Here is a 19,834-nt window from a genome sequence, read left to right as displayed (position 1 = left end):
TTTTCATTCGCTCGGCCAGTTCAAGCATGACGCCCAGACCCGCCGCGTTGTCATCCAACCCCTGCAACGTCAAACCGCCGAGGTTATTGTCGGTGTCGGCGTCGCTCATCGGGGCGAAGGTATCGAGATGCGCCATGATAATGATCTGCTCAGCCGCTTTCCCTTCGTGTGCGGCAATGACCGTACTGCCCGTCACGTTGTGCCAGTTTTTTGTTTTATTACGTGAGGTATAGATATAGCGGCTGTGAAACGAGCGGATATCGCTCTGGTAGCCCATATCGGCAAACTGCTGACGAATATAGTCTGCGGAGAGCATCTCGGCCGGTGTGCCGGTCATGCGTCCAGGGAAGACCGTGGCAATATGCCGCGCCTGCATATTGGCGATTTCACCATAAGGTTGGTTTTTTGCCTGAACCGGAAGGATGAAGCAAACGCCGAGCGCCAGGGCAGCAATACGGTGGCGCGTTGCGGAAAACATAGTGAGTCCTTAAAAACAGAGCAAATTTTTAACCCGCTTAGTATGAAACTGTGATCGTGCATACACAATTTGAATTGCTCTTAAATGCCCGAAATTTCGCGTGTTAAGCACTTTTTGATATTTGCTTTTCCAGGGCGTTATTCCATTGAGTAACTACTCATTCCAATTCGTAATTTCATTCGGTCTAAGTCGCCCCCTATAGTCCCACTATTCCTGTTGTTAGTGAGTTGTTGCCTGTGGACTATCTGCCCTTATTTGCCGCAATTAAAGAGAGACCGGTGCTGGTTGTTGGTACGGGTGACATTGCCGATCGCAAAATCGCGTTCCTGCAACGGGCAGGCGCGCAGGTACGGGTAGTCGAAGAGGCGGATTTCGAGGAGTCGCAAATCGACAGTGTGGTGCTGGTGATCGCGGCCACCGAAAATCGTGAACTCAACCGTCGAATTTCTGACGCGGCGCAAGCCCGTTACCGCCTGGTGAACGTGGTGGACGACCAGCCTTTGTGCTCGTTTATCTTCCCGTCGATTGTTGACCGCTCGCCGCTGCTGGTGGCGATCTCCTCCGGCGGCACCGCGCCGGTGCTGGCGCGCGTGTTGCGGGAAAAAATCGAAGCGCTGCTGCCGACCAGCCTCGGGCGCATGGCGGAAAAAGCCAGCTTCTGGCGTGACCACCTGAAAAACCGCCTGACCAGCGTGACGGAACGCCGTCGCTTCTGGGAGCGCGTGTTTCGCGGCCGCTTTGCCAGCCTGATGCATACCGGTAATGAGACGGCGGCGCAGAAAATCCTCGAGGACGAACTGGATAACCCCGGCAGCACGAGCGGGGAGATCATTCTTGTGGGGGCTGGGCCTGGTGATGCCGGTCTGCTGACGCTGCGTGGCCTGCAGGTGCTGCAGGACGCGGACGTGGTGTTCTACGACCATCTGGTCACCGACGGCGTGCGCGAGCTGATCCGTCGCGACGCGGAGCAAATCTGCGTCGGCAAACGGGCTGGCGAGCATTCGGTGCCGCAGCACGACACTAACCAGATGCTGGTTGACGCCGCCAAAGCGGGTAAAACCGTGGTGCGCCTGAAAGGGGGCGATCCGTTTATTTTCGGTCGCGGCGGCGAAGAGCTGCAGGCGGCAGCCGAAGCGGGCGTACCGTTCCAGGTGGTGCCCGGCATCACGGCGGCCTCTGCGGTGACGGCCTACGCCGGTATCCCGCTAACCCATCGCGATTACGCCCAGAGCGTGACCTTTGTGACCGGACACTACAAGGCCGACAGCACGCCGTTTGACTGGTCGCATCTCGCCCAGAGCCGCCAGACGCTGGCGATCTACATGGGCACGATGAAAGCGGCAGACATCAGCGAACAACTTATTCAGCACGGTCGCGAGGCGACGACGCCCGTTGCCGTGATCTCTCGCGGCACGCGCGTCGATCAGCACGTTGCGACGGGCACCCTGGAACATCTTGCAACCCTGGCGAAAGACGCCCCGATGCCCGCCCTGATCGTGGTGGGGGAAGTGGTGCAGTTGCACAGCACGCTCGCCTGGTTTCAGAACACAACCGATACAGAAGGCTTTGGTTCTTCTGTCGTAAATTTGGCTTAAGGAACGGTTATGGACCAAAAACGTCTTACACACCTGCGGCAGCTTGAAGCGGAGAGTATCCATATTATCCGCGAAGTGGCCGCCGAGTTTTCTAACCCGGTGATGATGTACTCCATCGGTAAAGATTCCAGCGTCATGCTGCATCTGGCGCGTAAAGCGTTTTATCCGGGCACGCTGCCGTTCCCGCTGCTGCACGTGGATACCGGCTGGAAATTCCGCGAAATGTACGAGTTCCGCGACCGTACCGCGAAAGCCTACGGCTGCGAGCTGCTGGTGCATAAAAACCCGGAAGGGGTGGCGATGGGCATTAACCCGTTCGTGCACGGGAGCGCCAAACATACCGACATCATGAAAACCGAAGGGCTGAAGCAGGCGCTGAATAAATACGGTTTTGACGCGGCCTTCGGCGGCGCGCGCCGCGACGAAGAGAAATCCCGCGCCAAAGAGCGTATCTACTCTTTCCGCGACCGCTTCCACCGCTGGGACCCAAAAAACCAGCGCCCGGAGCTGTGGCACAACTATAACGGTCAGATCAACAAAGGCGAAAGCATTCGCGTCTTCCCGCTCTCCAACTGGACCGAGCTGGATATCTGGCAGTACATCTACCTGGAAAACATCGAAATCGTTCCGCTGTATCTGGCCGCCGAGCGCCCGGTGCTGGAGCGCGACGGCATGCTGATGATGATCGACGACGATCGCATCGACCTGCAGCCGGGTGAGGTAATCAAACAACAGATGGTGCGTTTCCGTACCCTCGGCTGCTGGCCGCTGACCGGCGCGGTGGAATCCAGCGCGCAGACGCTGCCGGAGATCATCGAAGAGATGCTGGTGTCCACCACCAGCGAGCGACAGGGGCGCGTGATTGACCGCGACCAGGCAGGCTCCATGGAGCTGAAGAAACGTCAGGGTTATTTCTAAGGAGCCGCCATGAATACCACTATTGCTCAACAAATTGCCAACGAAGGCGGCGTGGAAGCGTATCTGCACGCGCAACAACATAAAAGCCTGCTGCGTTTTCTGACCTGCGGCAGCGTGGATGACGGGAAAAGTACCCTGATTGGCCGCCTGCTGCACGATACGCGCCAGATTTACGAAGATCAGCTCTCTTCCCTGCATAACGACAGCAAGCGTCACGGCACCCAGGGTGAAAAACTCGACCTGGCCCTGCTGGTGGACGGCCTGCAGGCGGAGCGCGAGCAGGGCATCACCATTGACGTGGCCTACCGCTACTTCTCCACCGAGAAGCGCAAATTTATTATTGCCGACACCCCGGGGCACGAGCAGTACACCCGTAACATGGCGACCGGCGCCTCCACCTGCGACCTGGCGATCCTGCTGATGGACGCGCGTAAAGGCGTGCTGGATCAGACCCGTCGTCACAGCTTTATCTCGACGCTGCTGGGGATCAAACACCTTGTGGTGGCGGTCAACAAGATGGATCTGGTGAACTTCAGCGAAGAGAAGTTCGAGGAGATCCGCCAGAGCTACCTGACCTTTGCCGAACAGCTGCCGGGCAACCTGGATATTCGCTTTGTACCGCTCTCGGCGCTGGAAGGGGATAACGTCGCCTCCCAGAGCGCGAACATGCCGTGGTACAGCGGCCCGACGCTGCTGGAAGTGCTGGAAACCGTTGAAATTCAGCGCGTGGTCGACACCCAGCCGATGCGCTTCCCGGTGCAGTACGTGAACCGTCCGAACCTCGATTTCCGCGGCTTCTCCGGCACCCTCGCGTCAGGCTTCGTGAAGGTCGGCCAGCGCGTTAAGGTGCTGCCATCCGGCGTGGAATCCACCATCGCCCGCATCGTCACCTTCGACGGTGACCTGCAGGAAGCGGGCGCCGGTGAAGCGGTAACGCTGGTGCTGAAAGACGAAATTGATATCAGCCGGGGCGATCTGCTGGTGGATGCCCACGAAACGCTGGCGGCAGTGCAGGGCGCGTCCGTGGATGTGGTGTGGATGGCCGAACAGCCGCTGACCGCAGGCCAAAGCTATGACATTAAAATTGCCGGTAAGAAAACCCGCGCCCGCGTGGACGGTATTCAGTTCCAGGTGGATATCAACAACCTGACCCATCGTGACGTCACCGAGCTGCCGCTGAACGGCATTGGTCTGGTCGATCTGACCTTTGACGAACCGCTGGTGCTGGACCCGTATCAGCAGAATCCGGTTACGGGCGGGCTGATCTTTATCGACAGGCTGACCAACGTGACCGTCGGGGCCGGTATGGTGCGCGAGCCTAAAGAACAGGCTGCCGTGGCGTCTGAATTCAGCGCCTTCGAGCTGGAACTGAACGCGCTGGTGCGCAAGCACTTCCCGCACTGGGGCGCACGCGATCTGCTGGGAGGCAAGTAATGGCCGCCCATGATGAGAACGTCGTCTGGCATCCTCATCCGGTCACCGTCGCCCAGCGCGAACAGCTCCACAGGCACCGTGGCGTTGTACTGTGGTTTACCGGGCTGTCCGGCTCGGGTAAATCGACGGTGGCGGGCGCGCTGGAAGAGGCGTTGCATCAGCAGGGCGTAAGCACGTACCTGCTGGACGGCGACAACGTGCGCCACGGCCTGTGCAGCGATTTGGGGTTTAGCGACGATGACCGCAAAGAGAACATCCGCCGGGTGGGCGAAGTCGCCAGCCTGATGGCGGATGCCGGGCTGGTGGTGCTGACCGCATTTATCTCACCGCACCGCGCCGAGCGCCAGATGGTGCGCGAACGCGTGGGTCAGGATCGCTTTATCGAGGTATTTGTCGATACGCCGCTGGAGATTTGCGAAGCGCGCGACCCGAAAGGGCTGTACAAAAAAGCCCGTGCCGGAGAACTGCGTAACTTCACCGGCATTGACGCAGTCTACGAAGCGCCTGAATCGCCAGAGATTCACCTGGAAGGTCAACAATTGGTAACAAATTTAGTAAGCCAATTATTAGACCTGCTCAGACGGGACGATATTATCAGATCCTGAGACGGTATCGTTCGGGAGCTGTCTTCCCGAACGATGAGTCATGGTCACAGGATCAGCTATGCGCAACAGTGAAAACTACATTATCACCACCGGGTCGGAGCCGTTAACGACCGACGACGAGACAACCTGGTCCTTCCCCGGGGCCATTGTCGGCTTTATCTCGTGGTTACTGGCGCTGGGCATCCCGTTTCTCATTTATGGCGGTAACACGCTGTTCTTCTTCCTCTATACCTGGCCTTTCTTCCTGGCGCTGATGCCCGTGGCGGTCGTGGTGGGTATTGCGCTGCACTCCCTCTTCAATGGCCGACTCCTGTATAGTACGGTTATCACGATTGTGACCGTTGTGGTGATGTTTGGCCTGCTGTTTTTATGGCTGATGGGCTAACTTGCGACATAATTAAAACCCCGGAGTAGAGTCGAACGGAAAGTTATGGGATGATGATGCCGTTTTTTCAGGGGGCAGGATGGGTAAACTAACGCTGCTGTTGCTGGCTTTGCTGGTCTGGCTGCAATATTCGTTGTGGTTCGGTAAGAACGGACTGCACGACTATAGCCGGGTAAGCGATGACGTCGCGGCTCAGCAGGCAACAAACGCCAAACTCAAGGCGCGAAACGATCAACTCTTTGCTGAAATTGATGACCTCAATGGCGGGCAAGAGGCGATTGAGGAACGCGCACGCAATGAACTCAGTATGACTAAGCCGGGCGAAACTTTTTATCGTCTGGTTCCGGATGCGTCTAAACGCAATCAGGGCTCAGCACAAAACAATCGATAATCAGGCCCAGGATTACGACATGGCAGCAACTTTTTCGGACGTCTGTGCCGTGGTGCCGGCCGCAGGTTTTGGCCGGCGCATGCAGACAGAATGTCCCAAGCAGTACCTTTCAATTGGCGATAAAACGATCCTTGAGCACGCCGTGGCGGCGCTGCTGGCGCACCCGAGGGTGACGCACGTGGTCATCGCCATCAGCCCAGGCGATGCGCGCTTCGCGCAGCTCCCGCTGGCAAACCACCCACAGATTACCGTCGTTGACGGTGGCGCCGAGCGCGCCGATTCCGTGCTGGCGGGCATTCAGGCTGCCGGAAACGCCTCGTGGGTACTGGTACATGACGCGGCGCGTCCGTGTCTGCATCAGGACGATCTTGCGCGTCTGCTGGCCCTGAGCGAAACAAGCAAGGTCGGCGGGATTCTGGCTGCCCCCGTGCGTGACACCATGAAACGCGCCGAGCCGGGCAAACAGGCTATCGCCCATACCGTTGAGCGCGTTGATTTATGGCATGCGCTGACGCCACAATTTTTCCCCCGCGAACTGCTCCACGACTGCCTGACGCGCGCGCTTAAAGACGGTGCGACCATTACGGACGAAGCCTCGGCGCTGGAGTATTGCGGTTTTCACCCTGAGCTTGTTGAAGGGCGCGCTGATAATATAAAAGTGACGCGCCCGGAAGATTTGCAGCTCGCGGAATTTTATCTTACCCGTTCGACCCATCAGGAGAAGGCATAATGCGAATTGGACACGGTTTTGATGTACACGCCTTTGGCGGAGAAGGCCCAATTATCATTGGCGGCGTGCGTATTCCTTACGAAAAAGGACTGCTGGCGCATTCTGATGGCGACGTGGCGCTGCATGCGCTAACCGACGCGCTGCTGGGCGCTGCCGCGCTGGGGGATATCGGCAAGCTGTTCCCGGACACCGACCCGGCATTTAAAGGGGCAGACAGCCGCGAACTGCTGCGCGAAGCGTGGCGCCGCATTCAGGCGAAAGGCTACACTCTGGGTAACGTCGATGTGACCATCATCGCTCAGGCACCTAAAATGCTGCCTCACATTCCGCAGATGCGTGTGTTTATCGCGGAAGATCTGGGCTGCCATATGGACGACGTCAACGTCAAAGCGACCACCACCGAGAAGCTGGGCTTCACGGGCCGTGGTGAAGGTATTGCCTGTGAAGCCGTGGCGCTTCTGGTGAAGGCGAGCAAATGACAGACTTTGACAACCTGACATACCTGCACGGTAAACCGCAGGGGAACGGGGTGCTGAAAGCCAGCCCGGAAGATTTCCTCGTGGTGGAAGATCTGGGCTTTGAGCCGGATGGCGAAGGCGAGCACATTCTGGTGCGCATTCTGAAAAACGGCTGCAACACACGGTTTGTGGCCGACGCGCTGGCAAAATTCCTGAAAATTCATGCCCGCGAAGTGAGCTTTGCCGGACAGAAAGATAAACATGCGGTCACTGAACAGTGGATCTGCGCGCGCGTGCCGGGCAATACGATGCCGGATTTAAGCCAGTTTGAGCTTGAAGGCTGTAAGGTGCTGGAGTACGCCCGTCACAAGCGCAAACTGCGCTTGGGCGCGTTGAAGGGCAACGCCTTTACGCTGGTGCTGCGTGAAGTGACTGACCGCGAAGACGTTGAAAAACGCCTTCAGGCGATAAACGAACGCGGCGTACCGAACTACTTTGGCGCACAGCGTTTTGGTATCGGTGGCAGCAACCTGCAGGGCGCACTGCGCTGGGCGCAAAGCGATGCACCGGTACGCGACAGGAATAAACGCAGTTTTTGGTTGTCTGCGGCCCGCAGTGCGTTGTTTAATCAGATTGTGAGCGAACGTCTGAAAAAATCGGACGCTAATCAAGTTGTTGTCGGCGATGCGCTACAATTAGCGGGACGCGGAAGCTGGTTTGTGGCAACGGCCGATGAAATGGCCGATGTCCAGTCTCGTGTGGACGCTAAAGCGCTGATGATTACGGCCGCGCTGCCCGGTACGGGCGACTGGGGCACGCAGGGCGACGCGCTCGCTGCCGAGCAGTCAGCCGTCGCGGACGCGCCAGAATTACAATCACTGCTGGTGCGGGAAAAAGTCGAAGCAGCACGCCGCGCGATGTTGCTCTACCCGCAGCAGTTAAGCTGGAACTGGTGGGATGACGTGACCGTTGAGTTACGCTTCTGGCTACCTGCAGGTAGCTTTGCCACCAGTGTTGTCAGGGAACTTATCAACACCTCGGGTGATTATGCGAATATTGCTGAGTAACGATGACGGGATCCACGCGCCAGGTATACAGACCCTGGCGAAACACCTTCGCGAATTTGCGGATGTGCAGGTTGTGGCTCCCGATCGTAACCGCAGTGGAGCGTCTAACTCACTGACGCTGGAGTCGTCGCTTCGCACCTTTACCTTTGAAAATGGCGATATCGCCGTACAGATGGGCACGCCGACCGACTGCGTGTTCCTCGGCGTGAATGCGCTGATGCGCCCGCGCCCGGACATTGTGGTGTCAGGTATCAATGCCGGACCCAATCTCGGCGATGACGTGATCTACTCCGGTACCGTGGCGGCAGCGATGGAAGGCCGTCATCTGGGCTTCCCGGCGCTGGCGGTTTCGCTTAACGGCCATACGCATTACGACACGGCGGCGTCAATCACCTGTTCGATTCTTCGCGCGCTGGGGCGTGAACCCCTGCGTACGGGCCGTATCCTGAATATCAACGTACCCGACCTCCCGCTCAATGAGATCAAGGGGATCCGCGTGACGCGCTGTTTCAGCCGTCATCCTGCTGACCAGGTTATTCCGCAGCAGGATCCGCGCGGCAATACCCTCTACTGGATTGGGCCTCCGGGCGAAAAATGCGATGCCGGTCCAGATACGGACTTCGCTGCTGTAGATGAAGGGTATGTTTCCGTTACGCCACTGCACGTAGATTTAACCGCGTATAGCGCGCATGATGTGGTGTCGGACTGGTTAGATCGGGTCGGGGTGAACGTGCAATGGTAAGCAAACGTGTACAAACTCTTCTGGAACAACTTCGCGCTCAGGGGATCACCAACGAGCATGTGCTGGATGCGCTTGCCCAGGTTCCGCGCGAGAAGTTTGTAGACGAGGCGTTTGAGCACAAAGCGTGGGAAAACGTGGCGCTGCCTATTGGGCAAGGCCAGACCATTTCTCAGCCCTACATGGTGGCGCGCATGACGGAACTGCTGGAGTTAACCCCGGAGTCCCGCGTGCTGGAGATTGGCACCGGGTCGGGGTATCAAACCGCGATCCTCGCGCATCTTGTTCGCCATGTTTGTTCCGTCGAACGCATCAAAGGTTTACAGTGGCAGGCGCGTCGTCGCCTGAAACAACTTGATTTACATAATGTTTCAACACGTCACGGTGATGGATGGCAGGGTTGGCAGGCTCGCGCCCCGTTTGATGCCATTATCGTCACGGCCGCACCGCTGGAGATCCCGGCAGCACTCTTGTCGCAGCTGGATGAAGGCGGCATTCTCGTCTTGCCCGTGGGTGATGAACACCAGCTTCTGAAGCGTGTTCGTCGGCGTGGCGGCGAGTTTATTATCGATACCGTAGAAGCCGTACGCTTTGTGCCTCTGGTTAAGGGAGAGCTGGCCTGAGACTCGGATTTATCCAGGGTTATTAAGGCAAATTCAGCGTATTGTGTGGCGCAAAAGGTTCGTGCCATCACGGTTATTTTTAAGTCACTGGTAGTTAACACATTCCTGGGGGATAAATGAGCGCGGGAAGCCCAAAATTCACCATCAGCCGTGTTGCGGCATTATCACTGGTTTCGCTCTGGCTGGCAGGCTGTACAAGTTCGAATAACGCACCTGCGCCTGTAAGCTCCGTCGGCGGGAACAGCGGCTCGGGTAACACGTCCAGCGGAATGTTGATCACTCCTCCGCCGAAAATGGGCACCTCCACGGCGCAGCAAACTCCGCAGATCCAGCCGGTTCAGCGTCCAACCACGCAGCCAACACAGATTCAGCCAGTTGAACAACCTGTTCAGACGGAAAATGGCCGCATAGTATACAACCGCAAGTATGGGAACATTCCGAAAGGGAGCTATACCGGCGGCAGCACCTACACCGTGAAGCGCGGCGACACGCTGTTCTATATTGCCTGGATCACCGGGAACGATTTCCGCGATCTGGCACAGCGTAATAACGTGCAGGCCCCGTATGGACTGGAAGTCGGCCAAACGCTCCAGGTAGGCAACGCGACGGGTACGCCACTCACGCCGGGGAACACAGTTTCTGCGGCGGATGTGACCGCGCAAAATAACAGCGTTATGCCTGCACAAAAATCCACCACGGTGGTTGCTTCACAACCTGTAATTACGTATTCTGAGGATTCAGGTGATCAGAGTGCTAACAAAATGTTGCCGAATAATAAAGGGACTGCGACTGCTGTCACAGCACCGGTTACGGCACCTGTGGTTAGCTCTACTGAACCGACTGCCAGCAGTACCTCCACCAGTTCGCCTATCTCTGCATGGCGCTGGCCGACTGACGGCAAGGTTATCGAAAACTTCTCTTCCTCCGAGGGAGGAAATAAAGGGATCGATATCGCAGGGAGTAAGGGACAGGCTATCATCGCGACCTCAGACGGACGCGTTGTCTATGCCGGTAACGCTCTGCGCGGTTACGGTAATCTTATTATCATCAAACATAACGATGATTACCTGAGTGCCTACGCCCATAACGACACAATGCTGGTCCGGGAACAACAAGAAGTTAAGGCGGGGCAAAAAATCGCTACCATGGGTAGCACCGGAACCAGTTCTACACGCTTGCATTTTGAAATTCGTTACAAGGGGAAATCCGTAAACCCGCTGCAGTATCTGCCGCAGCGATAATTTGACGGGGCATGCCAGCCAGGGTGTCTCGTTCAGGGATCACGGGTAGGAGCCACCTTATGAGTCAGAATACGCTGAAAGTTCATGATTTAAATGAAGATGCGGAATTTGATGAGAACGGAGCAGAGGCTTTTGACGAAAAAGCCTTAGTAGAAGAGGAACCCAGTGATAACGATTTGGCTGAAGAAGAGCTGTTATCGCAGGGCGCCACACAGCGTGTACTGGACGCGACTCAGCTTTACCTTGGGGAGATTGGTTACTCCCCACTGTTAACGGCCGAAGAAGAAGTCTATTTCGCACGTCGTGCTTTGCGTGGTGATGTTGCCTCGCGCCGTCGCATGATTGAAAGTAACCTGCGACTGGTCGTGAAAATTGCTCGCCGTTACGGCAATCGTGGTCTGGCTCTGCTGGACCTGATTGAAGAGGGCAACTTAGGTCTCATCCGCGCAGTTGAGAAATTTGACCCGGAACGCGGGTTCCGCTTCTCAACCTACGCGACCTGGTGGATTCGTCAGACCATCGAACGGGCAATTATGAACCAAACCCGTACGATTAGACTGCCGATTCACATCGTCAAAGAGCTGAACGTCTATCTGCGTACCGCGCGTGAGTTGTCCCATAAACTGGACCACGAACCGAGCGCGGAAGAGATTGCCGAACAGCTTGATAAACCGGTTGATGACGTAAGCCGTATGCTGCGTCTCAACGAGCGCATTACCTCGGTTGACACCCCGCTGGGTGGCGACTCCGAAAAAGCGCTGCTGGACATCCTGGCCGACGAAAAAGACAACGGCCCGGAAGACACCACGCAGGACGATGACATGAAACAGAGCATCGTCAAATGGCTGTTCGAACTGAACGCTAAACAGCGTGAAGTGCTGGCACGTCGTTTCGGTTTACTGGGGTATGAAGCTGCGACACTGGAAGACGTCGGCCGTGAAATTGGCCTGACCCGCGAACGTGTTCGTCAGATTCAGGTTGAAGGTCTGCGCCGCCTGCGTGAAATCCTGCAGGGGCAAGGTCTGAATATCGAAGCGCTGTTCCGCGAATAAGCAACCTTTCGTCAAAAAAAGGCCCGTCGTGAGACGGGCCTTTTTCTTTTGTGCTACGGCTGCGCCGTTTCGTGCAGCAGGCGCCACGTAATTCTGTCGCCTTCCTGATTCAGCACCGCCGTCGACCAGCGCACGTTTAGCGGCATATCGGGGCGGGTTTGTGTCTCGCGATAGTGAAGTACTGCGCCGTTATCCCAGGCTTCTATCGTGGCGAGTTCATCAATGACGATTTTCAGGCCGGGTCGGCTTCCACGCTGGGTATCAAGGAAATGGGCAAGGGCGTGATAGTCAAGATGTGCGCCGCCCGGTGGTATCATCAGAAAATCCGGTCGAAAGCGGGTGAGCAAGGTTTCAGCCTCACCTTCACCTTTGCCTAACCAGTTTTCAAGCGCAATGTGGAGGTCGATAATGTCGTGTTCAAAAAGCGTCATGAATTCTCCTGTCGCAGCTGGCTGAGCACCTGCATCGTGTTAAGACGAGAAACGTACAATACAGGCACTAAAGTGATGCCTGCGGCAAAAATAAACATCCCGTGCCAGGCGACGAGCGGCGCAAGATAAACCTGCGCAATGCTCAGCGCCTGCGCCAGTAGCAGGGTTCCCGCAAAAAAGCTTAGCTGACGATTAAGATTCCACAGGGCGCTGGCGTCAGGCATATCGTCCTGGGCTGTCGTCAGAAACGCGCTGCTCTGCGCCGTGCTGCTGCAAAGACTGCCTCCGGCCCCCATCAACACAAAGGCCGCGACAGATAACAGCGCTGGCGATGCCGAACTGACGTTCAGTAAAAGCAGAATGCCTGTCGCCTGCAAAAGGCACCCGATAACCACCAGAGGCCGGGGGCCGACGCGGTTAAAATAGCGTCCTGTTACCATAATGGCCATAAACGATGCCGCGGACCATGGCAGCATAAGCATGCCCGTTGCAGCGGGCGTCATGCTGGCTTTGCTCTGAAGATAATATATGCCCGTTACGTTTACCCCGATAAAGATGCCGGGCACGCACACGTAGACAAGCATGGAAAAACGCAAAAGTGGATCGGTCAGCAAGGAGAGGTTTAACAGCCTGGCTGTTTTCTTCGGCGGCATTTCAGCGTTAAGCCATACGCAGGCTAAAACAAAGGTGACGATGGCGACGGGCAACGTCGCAAAAAAGATCCAGCGCCAGCTTAGCGTCTGCACCAGCAGTCCCCCGATAGCAGGGGAGCAGGCAGGGGCAAGCAACGCGACCAGCATCACCGCCGAGGAGAGTCTGGCGCGTTCGTGAGGCTTAAACTGTTGCCAGGTCAGCGCCTGTCCCACCGGGATCAGCAAGCCACCGCCAATCCCTTGCAGTGCACGCCAGGCAATCAGGCTTTCCAGCGAGGAAGACAGTCCCGCAGCAGCGGAGGTCGCACTAAAGAGAGCCAGAGAGAGGAGGATGACGCGCTTTGGCCCGATGCGGCGCGTCAGCGCGCTGCCGAAAGGGATCGCTAGCGTCAGACCGGCAATGTACCCGTTACTGACCCAGGCAAGTGCTGAGGGTGTAGTGTTGAACGCGCGCGCCATGGCCGGAAAGGCGACGCTGGCAATAAACATATTTATCAAATCAAGGAAAAAGCCGAGCAGATAGACAACGGCGACTTTGCTGCGATACGTCATGGTGGATCCTCCGGTGAGGTGGCGTATCGTATCGGCCCGCAAGCTACGGATAAACGCGACAAACAGCGATATACTGTCAAAATATTTTTGACAGTGATAAAGGTTAACGATGTTTACTCTACAGCGTACGGCAATGTTTATCGCAGTCGCGGAGGCGGGCAGCTTCACCGCCGCGGCAGAGGCAATGGGCCTGACAAAAGCCGTGGTGAGTTTCAACATTCGCCAGCTTGAAGACGAGCTGGGCGTTACACTGCTGCTGCGGTCAACCCGCCGTCTGACGTTAACCGAGGCGGGCGCGCTTTTTCATCAGCGAAGCGTCGCGCTTCTGAAGGAGGCAGAACAGCTGCAGGACGATGTCCGCGCGAGTCATGCGGGACTCGCCGGAGAATTGCGGATAACCACCACGCCTGAGTACGGCTCGCAGGTTGTGGTGCCTTTGCTGGCGGAATTTAGTCAGCAGCACCCGGAACTTCGCGTGCGCCACGTTTCGTCCTCTTTGCATGCCGACCTTATCTCTGAGCGCTTTGACGTCGCCATCCGGCTGGGAACGCTCGCCGATTCACGCTACCACGCCGCGATGATTACCTCTTTCGCCATATTGCCGGTGGCAGCGCCGGACTGGCTGGCTAACCATCCGGTAGAAACCCTTGAACAGCTGGCGAAAGCCGACTGGATCATTCACGAGCGCTTGCCCTCTCCACTGCGCTGGCAGGTGAAAGCGAGCAGCGGAGAGCTTGTCTCGTTTGAAATCACGAAAGCCCCGCGTCTGTATGCTGACAGTGCTCAGGCGCTGATGGCTTTCGCACGTGCCGGAAGCGGCGTGGCGTTACTGCCTGAATGGCTGGTGCGAAATGCGCTGGATACCGGGCAACTGGCGTCGGTATTACCCGGCTACACCTTTGCACAGCAGGGCATCTATGCGGTTTATCCCGATGCCCAACACGTGCCCGCGAAAGTCCGAAAGTTTATCGATTTTATGCGTGCGAGGGTGAATTAGTCGTGCATCATCTTTTTGATCAGCGCAGAAAATTGCTCGCGTTCGGTCTTGCTCAGGCGTCCTAAAAACGCCTCATCCACGTCATTGCCGACCGGTTTACAGCCTGCAAGCAGGGCTTCACCTTCTGGCGTCAGGAAGACAAACCGGCGGCGCTTATCTGCGGGATCGTGCTCGCGTTTTACCAGCCCACGCGCCTCCATGCGGCTGAGCATCTCTGCCAGCGTCGCTTTCGTGCTGACGGCCACTTCGGTCAATGCCACCTGTTCGATACCCGGATGTTCGGCAATTGAGCGCAGAACCGCATATTGCGGCTTGGTCAGCTCCGGCAAAGCATGCTGCCATTGCGCAGTATGTTGTTGAAAAAGCTGGCGCAACAGGTGGAACGCTTCTTGTCTTAGTTCCATGAACACTCCGACGAAAAAAATCACTCTCTATGATAGCCGCTAACGCCCTGGATTATAACGCGGGAGTTTTTAGCATTTAGTGTGATCGTATGCGAACGATCTTGTCATGAACAGGTTCCAGGAGTAGGTTACTCAATATGTTCGTATACGAACAAAATGATTGAGGTACTGAATGAGATTGATAGTAGGAATGACGGGAGCAACGGGCGCGCCGCTGGGTGTGGCTTTATTGCAGGCGCTGCGAGACATGCCGGAGGTGGAAACCCATCTGGTGATGTCGAAGTGGGCAAAAACCACCATTGAACTGGAAACGCCTTACGCCGCGCAGGACGTTGCCGCACTGGCTGACGTCGTCCACAGCCCGGCTGACCAGGCCGCCACCATCTCCTCCGGCTCGTTTCGCACCGACGGCATGATCGTCATTCCCTGCAGCATGAAAACGCTGGCGGGCATCCGCGCGGGCTACGCCGAGGGGCTGGTGGGGCGTGCGGCGGATGTGGTGCTGAAAGAGGGGCGAAAGCTGGTGCTGGTCCCCCGTGAAACGCCGCTCAGCACTATTCATCTGGAGAACATGCTTGCACTTTCCCGCATGGGCGTGGCGATGGTGCCGCCCATGCCTGCCTATTACAACCACCCGCAAACCGCTGATGACATCACCCAGCATATCGTGACCCGCGTGCTCGACCAGTTCGGTCTGGAGCATAAAAAGGCGCGCCGCTGGAACGGGTTGCGCGAGGCGAAACATTTTTCACAGGAGACTAAAGATGGCATTTGATGATTTGAGAAGCTTCCTGCAGGCGCTCGATGAGCAAGGGCAACTGCTGAAAATTGAGGAAGAGGTAAACGCCGAGCCCGATCTGGCGGCGGCCGCTAACGCCACGGGCCGCATTGGCGACGGCGCGCCCGCGCTGTGGTTCGACAACATTCGCGGCTTTACCGATGCCCGCGTGGTGATGAACACCATCGGCTCCTGGCAGAACCACGCCATTTCGATGGGGTTGCCTGCGAACACCCCGGTAAAAAAACAGATCGACGAGTTTATTCGCCGCTGGGATAAATTCCCCGTTACGCCAGAGCGCCGCGCCAACCCGGCCTGGGCGCAGAATACGGTGGACGGTGAAGAGATCAACCTGTTCGACATTCTGCCGCTATTTCGCCTGAACGACGGTGACGGCGGTTTTTATCTCGATAAAGCGTGCGTCGTCTCGCGCGATCCGCTCGACCCGGACCACTTCGGCAAGCAGAACGTCGGCATCTACCGCATGGAAGTGAAGGGCAAGCGCAAGCTCGGCCTCCAGCCTGTTCCGATGCACGATATCGCTCTGCATCTGCATAAAGCGGAAGAGCGTGGTGAAGACCTGCCGATTGCGATTACCCTCGGTAACGACCCGATCATCACCCTGATGGGCGCCACGCCGCTGAAATACGATCAGTCCGAGTATGAAATGGCCGGTGCGCTGCGTGAAAGCCCGTACCCGATTGCCACCGCGCCGCTGACCGGCTTCGATGTGCCTTGGGGTTCTGAAGTGATCCTCGAAGGGGTCATCGAAGGCCGCAAGCGTGAAATCGAAGGGCCGTTCGGCGAGTTTACCGGGCACTATTCCGGTGGACGTAACATGACGGTGGTACGTATCGACAAAGTCTCTTACCGCACCAAACCGATTTTTGAGTCGCTCTACCTCGGCATGCCGTGGACCGAAATTGATTATCTGATGGGCCCGGCAACCTGCGTACCGCTTTACCAGCAGCTAAAAGCGGAATTCCCGGAAGTGCAGGCGGTGAACGCGATGTACACCCACGGACTGCTGGCGATTATCTCCACCAAAAAACGCTACGGCGGTTTTGCCCGCGCGGTCGGTTTACGTGCCATGACCACGCCGCACGGTCTGGGCTACGTGAAGATGGTAATCATGGTGGATGAAGATGTCGATCCGTTCAACCTCCCGCAGGTGATGTGGGCGCTGTCGTCGAAAGTGAACCCGGCAGGGGATCTGGTACAGCTGCCGAACATGTCGGTCCTCGAGCTTGACCCTGGCTCCAGTCCGGCGGGCATTACCGACAAGCTGATTATCGATGCCACCACGCCTGTAGCGCCGGACACCCGTGGCCACTACAGCCAGCCGGTACAGGATCTGCCTGAAACCAAAGCCTGGGCTGAAAAATTGACCGCGATGCTGGCAGCACGCCAATAAGGAGGAAAAGATGATTTGTCCACGTTGTGCCGATGAGCATATTGAAGTGATGGCGACGTCACCGGTGAAAGGGGTCTGGACCGTTTACCAGTGCCAGCATTGTTTGTATACCTGGCGCGATACCGAACCGCTGCGCCGTACCAGCCGCGAGCACTACCCTGAAGCGTTTCGCATGACGCAGAAGGATATTGATGAGGCACCGCAGGTGCCGACGATCCCACCGCTGTTGTAAAAAAAAGCCCGGTGGCGGCTTCGCCTTACCGGGCCTACGGGTTTTGTAGGTCGGGTAAGGCGAAGCCGCCACCCGACAAAACAGACCGCAGAGAACTAAACCAGACTTTTCAGCCGATAAATCCACTCCAGCGCCTGACGCGGCGTCAGTGAATCCGGGTCGAGATTCTCCAGCGCTTCCACTGCTGGCGACGTCTCTTCCGCAGGCACCAGCAGCGACATCTGCGTACCATCTATCTGCGTCGCCGCCGCGTTCGGCGACAGGCTTTCCAGCTCGCGCAGTTTCTGACGCGCGCGCTTGATCACCTCTTTCGGTACACCTGCCAGCGCCGCTACGGCCAGCCCATAGCTCTTGCTTGCCGCGCCATCCTGCACCGTGTGCATAAAGGCGATGGTGTCGCCGTGCTCCAGTGCATCAAGATGCACGTTCGCCACTCCTTCCATTTTCTCCGGCAACTGCGTCAGTTCGAAGTAATGGGTCGCAAACAGCGTCATAGCCTTGATTTTATTCGCGAGGCTTTCCGCGCAGGCCCACGCCAGGGACAAACCATCATAGGTTGACGTTCCGCGCCCGACTTCGTCCATCAGCACCAGGCTGTGCTCGGTGGCGTTATGCAGAATGTTAGCCGTTTCGGTCATCTCGACCATGAAGGTTGAACGACCGCTCGCCAGATCGTCCGCAGCCCCGACGCGGGTAAAGATGCGGTCGATTGGGCCAATCTCCACGTTTTGCGCCGGGACGTAGCTGCCGATATACGCGAGCAGCGCAATCAGCGCCGTCTGACGCATATAGGTACTCTTACCGCCCATGTTCGGTCCGGTAATGATCAGCATGCGTCTCTGCGGCGACAGGCTGAGCGGGTTAGCGATGAACGGTTCGTTCAGTACGCGCTCCACCACCGGATGACGCCCTTCGGTAATGCGAATGCCGGGCTTGTCGGTAAAGGTCGGGCAGGTATAGTTCAGCGTTTCAGCGCGTTCAGCAAGGTTGACCAGCACGTCCAGTTCGGCCAACGCGGCGGCGCTTAGCTGCAGATCGGCCAGGTGCGGCATCAGCATGTCGAACAGCTCGTCATACAGCTGCTTTTCCAGCGCCAGCGCTTTTCCTTTCGAGGTGAGGACTTTGTCCTCGTACTCTTTCAGCTCGGGAATAATGTAGCGCTCAGCGTTTTTCAGCGTCTGGCGGCGCACGTAGTGAATCGGCGCCAGGTGACTCTGCCCGCGGCTGATCTGAATGTAGTAGCCGTGGACCGCGTTATAGCCCACTTTCAGGGTATCAAGACCCAGACGCTCGCGTTCACGGATCTCCAGCTTATCAAGGTAGTCCGTGGCGCCGTCTGCCAGCGCGCGCCACTCGTCCAGCTCTTCGTTATATCCGGGGGCAATCACGCCGCCATCGCGTACCAGTACCGGAGGCGCATCGATGATGGCGCGCTCAAGCAGTTCGCGAAGCTCGGTGAATTCGCCCATCGTTTCGCGCAATTTTTGCACCGGTGCGCTGTCGACGTTGCCCAACTGAGCGCGCAGTTCCGGCAGTTGCTGGAAGGCATGGCGCATACGTGCGAGGTCGCGCGGGCGTGCCGTACGCAGAGCCAGGCGTGCGAGGATACGCTCCAGATCGCCTACCTGGCGCAGTACCGGCTGTAATTCGGTGTAACTGTCCTGCAATGCGGCGATGGTTTGCTGGCGGCCGATAAGCGTATTGGTGTCGCGAATCGGCATATGCAGCCAGCGCTTAAGCATGCGGCTGCCCATCGGCGTAACGGTACTGTCGAGGACGGAAGCCAGGGTGTTTTCAACGCCGCCCGCCAGATTCTGGGTTATCTCCAGGTTACGGCGCGTGGCGGCGTCCATGATGATGCTGTCCTGCTGACGCTCCATGGTGATAGAGCGGATATGCGGCAGGGCAGTACGCTGGGTATCTTTTACATATTGCAGCAGGCAGCCTGCCGCACACAGTCCGCGCGGGGCGTTTTCCACGCCAAAGCCAATCAGGTCGCGCGTGCCAAACTGCAGGTTGAGCTGCTGGCGCGCAGTATCAATTTCGAATTCCCACAGCGGACGACGACGCAGACCACGACGACCTTCAATCAGCGCCATTTCAGCGAAATCTTCGGCGTAGAGCAGCTCTGCCGGGTTAGTACGCTGCAATTCGGCAGCCATCGTCTCGCGGTCAGCCGGTTCACTCAGGCGAAAACGCCCGGAGCTGATATCCAGCGTCGCATAGCCAAACCCTTTGCCATCCTGCCAGAGTGCGGCCAGCAGGTTATCCTGGCGTTCTTGCAGCAGCGCTTCGTCGCTGATGGTGCCGGGCGTGACGATGCGCACGACTTTGCGCTCAACCGGGCCTTTTGACGTGGCGGGATCGCCAATCTGCTCGCAAATGGCGACGGATTCCCCCTGATTCACCAGTTTCGCCAGATAGTTTTCCACGGCATGATGCGGGATACCGGCCATAGGGATGGGCTCACCTGCCGATGCGCCGCGTTTGGTCAGGGATATGTCGAGCAACTGCGACGCACGTTTAGCATCGTCATAAAAGAGCTCGTAAAAGTCGCCCATACGGTAAAACAGCAGAATTTCCGGATGCTGTGCTTTCAGCTTCAGGTACTGCTGCATCATGGGGGTATGTGCGTCGAAATTCTCTAGTGTACTCAT

Annotated in this window: 22 protein-coding genes; 17 read left to right on the top strand and 5 right to left on the bottom strand. The window is 57.4% G+C overall.

Going from position 1 to position 19,834, the window contains the following annotated elements:
- Positions 1-478: aminopeptidase (locus EXW94_RS22175; RefSeq protein WP_174341019.1), on the bottom strand; the 478-nt coding region annotated here is incomplete at its 3' end.
- 236 nt (positions 479-714) lie between these two features.
- On the opposite strand from EXW94_RS22175, the gene cysG reads away from it, so the two are divergent.
- The 13 genes from cysG to rpoS all read left to right on the top strand — a co-directional run bounded on the left by cysG (position 715) and on the right by rpoS (position 11,716).
- Positions 715-2,073 (top strand): siroheme synthase CysG, encoded by a 1,359-nt coding sequence (cysG, locus tag EXW94_RS22170; RefSeq protein WP_174341018.1) that lies wholly within the window; start codon positions 715-717, stop codon positions 2,071-2,073.
- A gap of 9 nt (positions 2,074-2,082) precedes the next feature.
- Complete coding sequence (gene cysD / locus EXW94_RS22165; protein ID WP_010434549.1) at positions 2,083-2,991, top strand: sulfate adenylyltransferase subunit CysD; 909 nt, start codon at positions 2,083-2,085, stop codon at positions 2,989-2,991.
- 9 nt (positions 2,992-3,000) lie between these two features.
- A complete protein-coding gene (cysN, locus tag EXW94_RS22160; protein ID WP_089601201.1) occupies positions 3,001-4,425 on the top strand; it encodes a sulfate adenylyltransferase subunit CysN in 1,425 nt (474 codons plus the stop codon).
- Positions 4,425-5,030: an adenylyl-sulfate kinase gene (gene cysC / locus EXW94_RS22155; protein ID WP_174341017.1), complete on the top strand. Its 606-nt coding sequence runs from the start codon at positions 4,425-4,427 to the stop codon at positions 5,028-5,030. Before cysN ends, cysC begins: the two co-directional genes overlap by 1 nt.
- A 58-nt stretch (positions 5,031-5,088) precedes the next feature.
- Positions 5,089-5,415, top strand: coding sequence for a DUF3561 family protein (locus EXW94_RS22150; protein WP_042716229.1), 327 nt, complete (start codon positions 5,089-5,091; stop codon positions 5,413-5,415).
- Positions 5,416-5,494: 79 nt separating this feature from the next.
- Complete coding sequence (gene ftsB / locus EXW94_RS22145) at positions 5,495-5,806, top strand: cell division protein FtsB (RefSeq protein ID WP_003862095.1); 312 nt, start codon at positions 5,495-5,497, stop codon at positions 5,804-5,806.
- Between the two features lie 19 nt (positions 5,807-5,825).
- Positions 5,826-6,536: a 2-C-methyl-D-erythritol 4-phosphate cytidylyltransferase gene (gene ispD / locus EXW94_RS22140; RefSeq protein WP_042716231.1), complete on the top strand. Its 711-nt coding sequence runs from the start codon at positions 5,826-5,828 to the stop codon at positions 6,534-6,536.
- Positions 6,536-7,015 carry a 2-C-methyl-D-erythritol 2,4-cyclodiphosphate synthase gene (gene ispF, locus EXW94_RS22135; RefSeq protein WP_008499607.1) on the top strand — a complete coding sequence of 160 codons (480 nt, stop codon included), beginning with the start codon at positions 6,536-6,538 and terminating at the stop codon, positions 7,013-7,015. Before ispD ends, ispF begins: the two co-directional genes overlap by 1 nt.
- The gene (gene truD / locus EXW94_RS22130; RefSeq protein ID WP_089601206.1) at positions 7,012-8,061 is read left to right on the top strand and encodes a tRNA pseudouridine(13) synthase TruD; all 1,050 of its coding nucleotides are present in this window, start codon (positions 7,012-7,014) and stop codon (positions 8,059-8,061) included. Before ispF ends, truD begins: the two co-directional genes overlap by 4 nt.
- Positions 8,042-8,803: a 5'/3'-nucleotidase SurE gene (gene surE, locus EXW94_RS22125; protein WP_174341016.1), complete on the top strand. Its 762-nt coding sequence runs from the start codon at positions 8,042-8,044 to the stop codon at positions 8,801-8,803. The genes truD and surE overlap by 20 nt, the downstream gene beginning before the upstream one ends.
- Complete coding sequence (locus tag EXW94_RS22120; RefSeq protein WP_010434533.1) at positions 8,797-9,423, top strand: protein-L-isoaspartate(D-aspartate) O-methyltransferase; 627 nt, start codon at positions 8,797-8,799, stop codon at positions 9,421-9,423. The genes surE and EXW94_RS22120 overlap by 7 nt, the downstream gene beginning before the upstream one ends.
- Before the next feature lie 116 nt (positions 9,424-9,539).
- On the top strand, positions 9,540-10,664 hold the full coding sequence (gene nlpD / locus EXW94_RS22115) for a murein hydrolase activator NlpD (protein WP_010434532.1): 1,125 nt from the start codon (positions 9,540-9,542) through the stop codon (positions 10,662-10,664).
- Positions 10,665-10,723: 59 nt separating this feature from the next.
- Entirely contained in the window at positions 10,724-11,716 is a 993-nt protein-coding gene (gene rpoS, locus EXW94_RS22110; protein ID WP_013098493.1) for an RNA polymerase sigma factor RpoS, read from the top strand.
- Positions 11,717-11,769: 53 nt separating this feature from the next.
- Here the strand turns inward: rpoS and EXW94_RS22105 are convergent, their stop codons facing one another.
- Together EXW94_RS22105 and EXW94_RS22100 are read right to left on the bottom strand one after the other, a co-directional pair.
- On the bottom strand, positions 11,770-12,147 hold the full coding sequence (locus tag EXW94_RS22105; RefSeq protein WP_108416381.1) for a DUF4440 domain-containing protein: 378 nt from the start codon (positions 12,145-12,147) through the stop codon (positions 11,770-11,772).
- Positions 12,144-13,352 carry an MFS transporter gene (locus EXW94_RS22100; protein WP_174341015.1) on the bottom strand — a complete coding sequence of 403 codons (1,209 nt, stop codon included), beginning with the start codon at positions 13,350-13,352 and terminating at the stop codon, positions 12,144-12,146. Before EXW94_RS22100 ends, EXW94_RS22105 begins: the two co-directional genes overlap by 4 nt.
- Before the next feature lie 109 nt (positions 13,353-13,461).
- Between EXW94_RS22100 and EXW94_RS22095 the strand changes: the two genes are divergently transcribed.
- Positions 13,462-14,349, top strand: a complete 888-nt coding sequence (locus EXW94_RS22095) for a LysR family transcriptional regulator (RefSeq protein WP_174341014.1) — start codon at positions 13,462-13,464, stop codon at positions 14,347-14,349.
- Here the strand turns inward: EXW94_RS22095 and EXW94_RS22090 are convergent.
- Positions 14,346-14,753 carry a MarR family winged helix-turn-helix transcriptional regulator gene (locus tag EXW94_RS22090; protein ID WP_174341013.1) on the bottom strand — a complete coding sequence of 136 codons (408 nt, stop codon included), beginning with the start codon at positions 14,751-14,753 and terminating at the stop codon, positions 14,346-14,348. The two genes, EXW94_RS22095 and EXW94_RS22090, sit on opposite strands and share 4 nt — an antisense overlap.
- A 172-nt stretch (positions 14,754-14,925) precedes the next feature.
- Here EXW94_RS22090 and EXW94_RS22085 point away from each other — a divergent pair, with 172 nt between their 5' ends.
- Genes EXW94_RS22085 through EXW94_RS22075 form a run of 3 tightly spaced genes read left to right on the top strand, consistent with a single transcriptional unit; the run spans position 14,926 to position 17,177 of the window.
- Positions 14,926-15,528 (top strand): non-oxidative hydroxyarylic acid decarboxylases subunit B, encoded by a 603-nt coding sequence (locus EXW94_RS22085; protein WP_108416384.1) that lies wholly within the window; start codon positions 14,926-14,928, stop codon positions 15,526-15,528.
- Positions 15,518-16,945: a non-oxidative hydroxyarylic acid decarboxylases subunit C gene (locus tag EXW94_RS22080; RefSeq protein ID WP_010434519.1), complete on the top strand. Its 1,428-nt coding sequence runs from the start codon at positions 15,518-15,520 to the stop codon at positions 16,943-16,945. Before EXW94_RS22085 ends, EXW94_RS22080 begins: the two co-directional genes overlap by 11 nt.
- Before the next feature lie 10 nt (positions 16,946-16,955).
- Positions 16,956-17,177, top strand: a complete 222-nt coding sequence (locus EXW94_RS22075; protein WP_003862116.1) for a non-oxidative hydroxyarylic acid decarboxylases subunit D — start codon at positions 16,956-16,958, stop codon at positions 17,175-17,177.
- Between the two features lie 95 nt (positions 17,178-17,272).
- Here the strand turns inward: EXW94_RS22075 and mutS are convergent, their stop codons facing one another.
- Positions 17,273-19,834 carry a DNA mismatch repair protein MutS gene (gene mutS / locus EXW94_RS22070; RefSeq protein WP_089601222.1) on the bottom strand — a complete coding sequence of 854 codons (2,562 nt, stop codon included), beginning with the start codon at positions 19,832-19,834 and terminating at the stop codon, positions 17,273-17,275.

Source organism: Enterobacter sp. JMULE2 (assembly GCF_013337145.1).
Classification (GTDB): domain Bacteria; phylum Pseudomonadota; class Gammaproteobacteria; order Enterobacterales; family Enterobacteriaceae; genus Enterobacter; species Enterobacter mori.
The sequence above is the reverse complement of the archived record's forward strand: the minus strand, read 5'-3'. Positions and strand labels throughout refer to the sequence as shown.

What these genes read in the sequence shown, in the direction of transcription:
- cysD (WP_010434549.1), top strand. Translation starts at nt 2,083, where the DNA reads ATGGACCAAAAACGTCTTACACACCTGCGGCAGCTTGAAGCGGAGAGT.
- cysN (WP_089601201.1), top strand. Translation starts at nt 3,001, where the DNA reads ATGAATACCACTATTGCTCAACAAATTGCCAACGAAGGCGGCGTGGAA.
- cysC (WP_174341017.1), top strand. Translation starts at nt 4,425, where the DNA reads ATGGCCGCCCATGATGAGAACGTCGTCTGGCATCCTCATCCGGTCACC.
- EXW94_RS22150 (WP_042716229.1), top strand. Translation starts at nt 5,089, where the DNA reads ATGCGCAACAGTGAAAACTACATTATCACCACCGGGTCGGAGCCGTTA.
- ftsB (WP_003862095.1), top strand. Translation starts at nt 5,495, where the DNA reads ATGGGTAAACTAACGCTGCTGTTGCTGGCTTTGCTGGTCTGGCTGCAA.
- ispD (WP_042716231.1), top strand. Translation starts at nt 5,826, where the DNA reads ATGGCAGCAACTTTTTCGGACGTCTGTGCCGTGGTGCCGGCCGCAGGT.
- ispF (WP_008499607.1), top strand. Translation starts at nt 6,536, where the DNA reads ATGCGAATTGGACACGGTTTTGATGTACACGCCTTTGGCGGAGAAGGC.
- truD (WP_089601206.1), top strand. Translation starts at nt 7,012, where the DNA reads ATGACAGACTTTGACAACCTGACATACCTGCACGGTAAACCGCAGGGG.
- surE (WP_174341016.1), top strand. Translation starts at nt 8,042, where the DNA reads ATGCGAATATTGCTGAGTAACGATGACGGGATCCACGCGCCAGGTATA.
- EXW94_RS22120 (WP_010434533.1), top strand. Translation starts at nt 8,797, where the DNA reads ATGGTAAGCAAACGTGTACAAACTCTTCTGGAACAACTTCGCGCTCAG.
- nlpD (WP_010434532.1), top strand. Translation starts at nt 9,540, where the DNA reads ATGAGCGCGGGAAGCCCAAAATTCACCATCAGCCGTGTTGCGGCATTA.
- rpoS (WP_013098493.1), top strand. Translation starts at nt 10,724, where the DNA reads ATGAGTCAGAATACGCTGAAAGTTCATGATTTAAATGAAGATGCGGAA.
- EXW94_RS22105 (WP_108416381.1), bottom strand. Translation starts at nt 12,147, where the DNA reads ATGACGCTTTTTGAACACGACATTATCGACCTCCACATTGCGCTTGAA.
- EXW94_RS22100 (WP_174341015.1), bottom strand. Translation starts at nt 13,352, where the DNA reads ATGACGTATCGCAGCAAAGTCGCCGTTGTCTATCTGCTCGGCTTTTTC.
- EXW94_RS22095 (WP_174341014.1), top strand. Translation starts at nt 13,462, where the DNA reads ATGTTTACTCTACAGCGTACGGCAATGTTTATCGCAGTCGCGGAGGCG.
- EXW94_RS22090 (WP_174341013.1), bottom strand. Translation starts at nt 14,753, where the DNA reads ATGGAACTAAGACAAGAAGCGTTCCACCTGTTGCGCCAGCTTTTTCAA.
- EXW94_RS22085 (WP_108416384.1), top strand. Translation starts at nt 14,926, where the DNA reads ATGAGATTGATAGTAGGAATGACGGGAGCAACGGGCGCGCCGCTGGGT.
- EXW94_RS22080 (WP_010434519.1), top strand. Translation starts at nt 15,518, where the DNA reads ATGGCATTTGATGATTTGAGAAGCTTCCTGCAGGCGCTCGATGAGCAA.
- EXW94_RS22075 (WP_003862116.1), top strand. Translation starts at nt 16,956, where the DNA reads ATGATTTGTCCACGTTGTGCCGATGAGCATATTGAAGTGATGGCGACG.
- mutS (WP_089601222.1), bottom strand. Translation starts at nt 19,834, where the DNA reads ATGAGTACACTAGAGAATTTCGACGCACATACCCCCATGATGCAGCAG.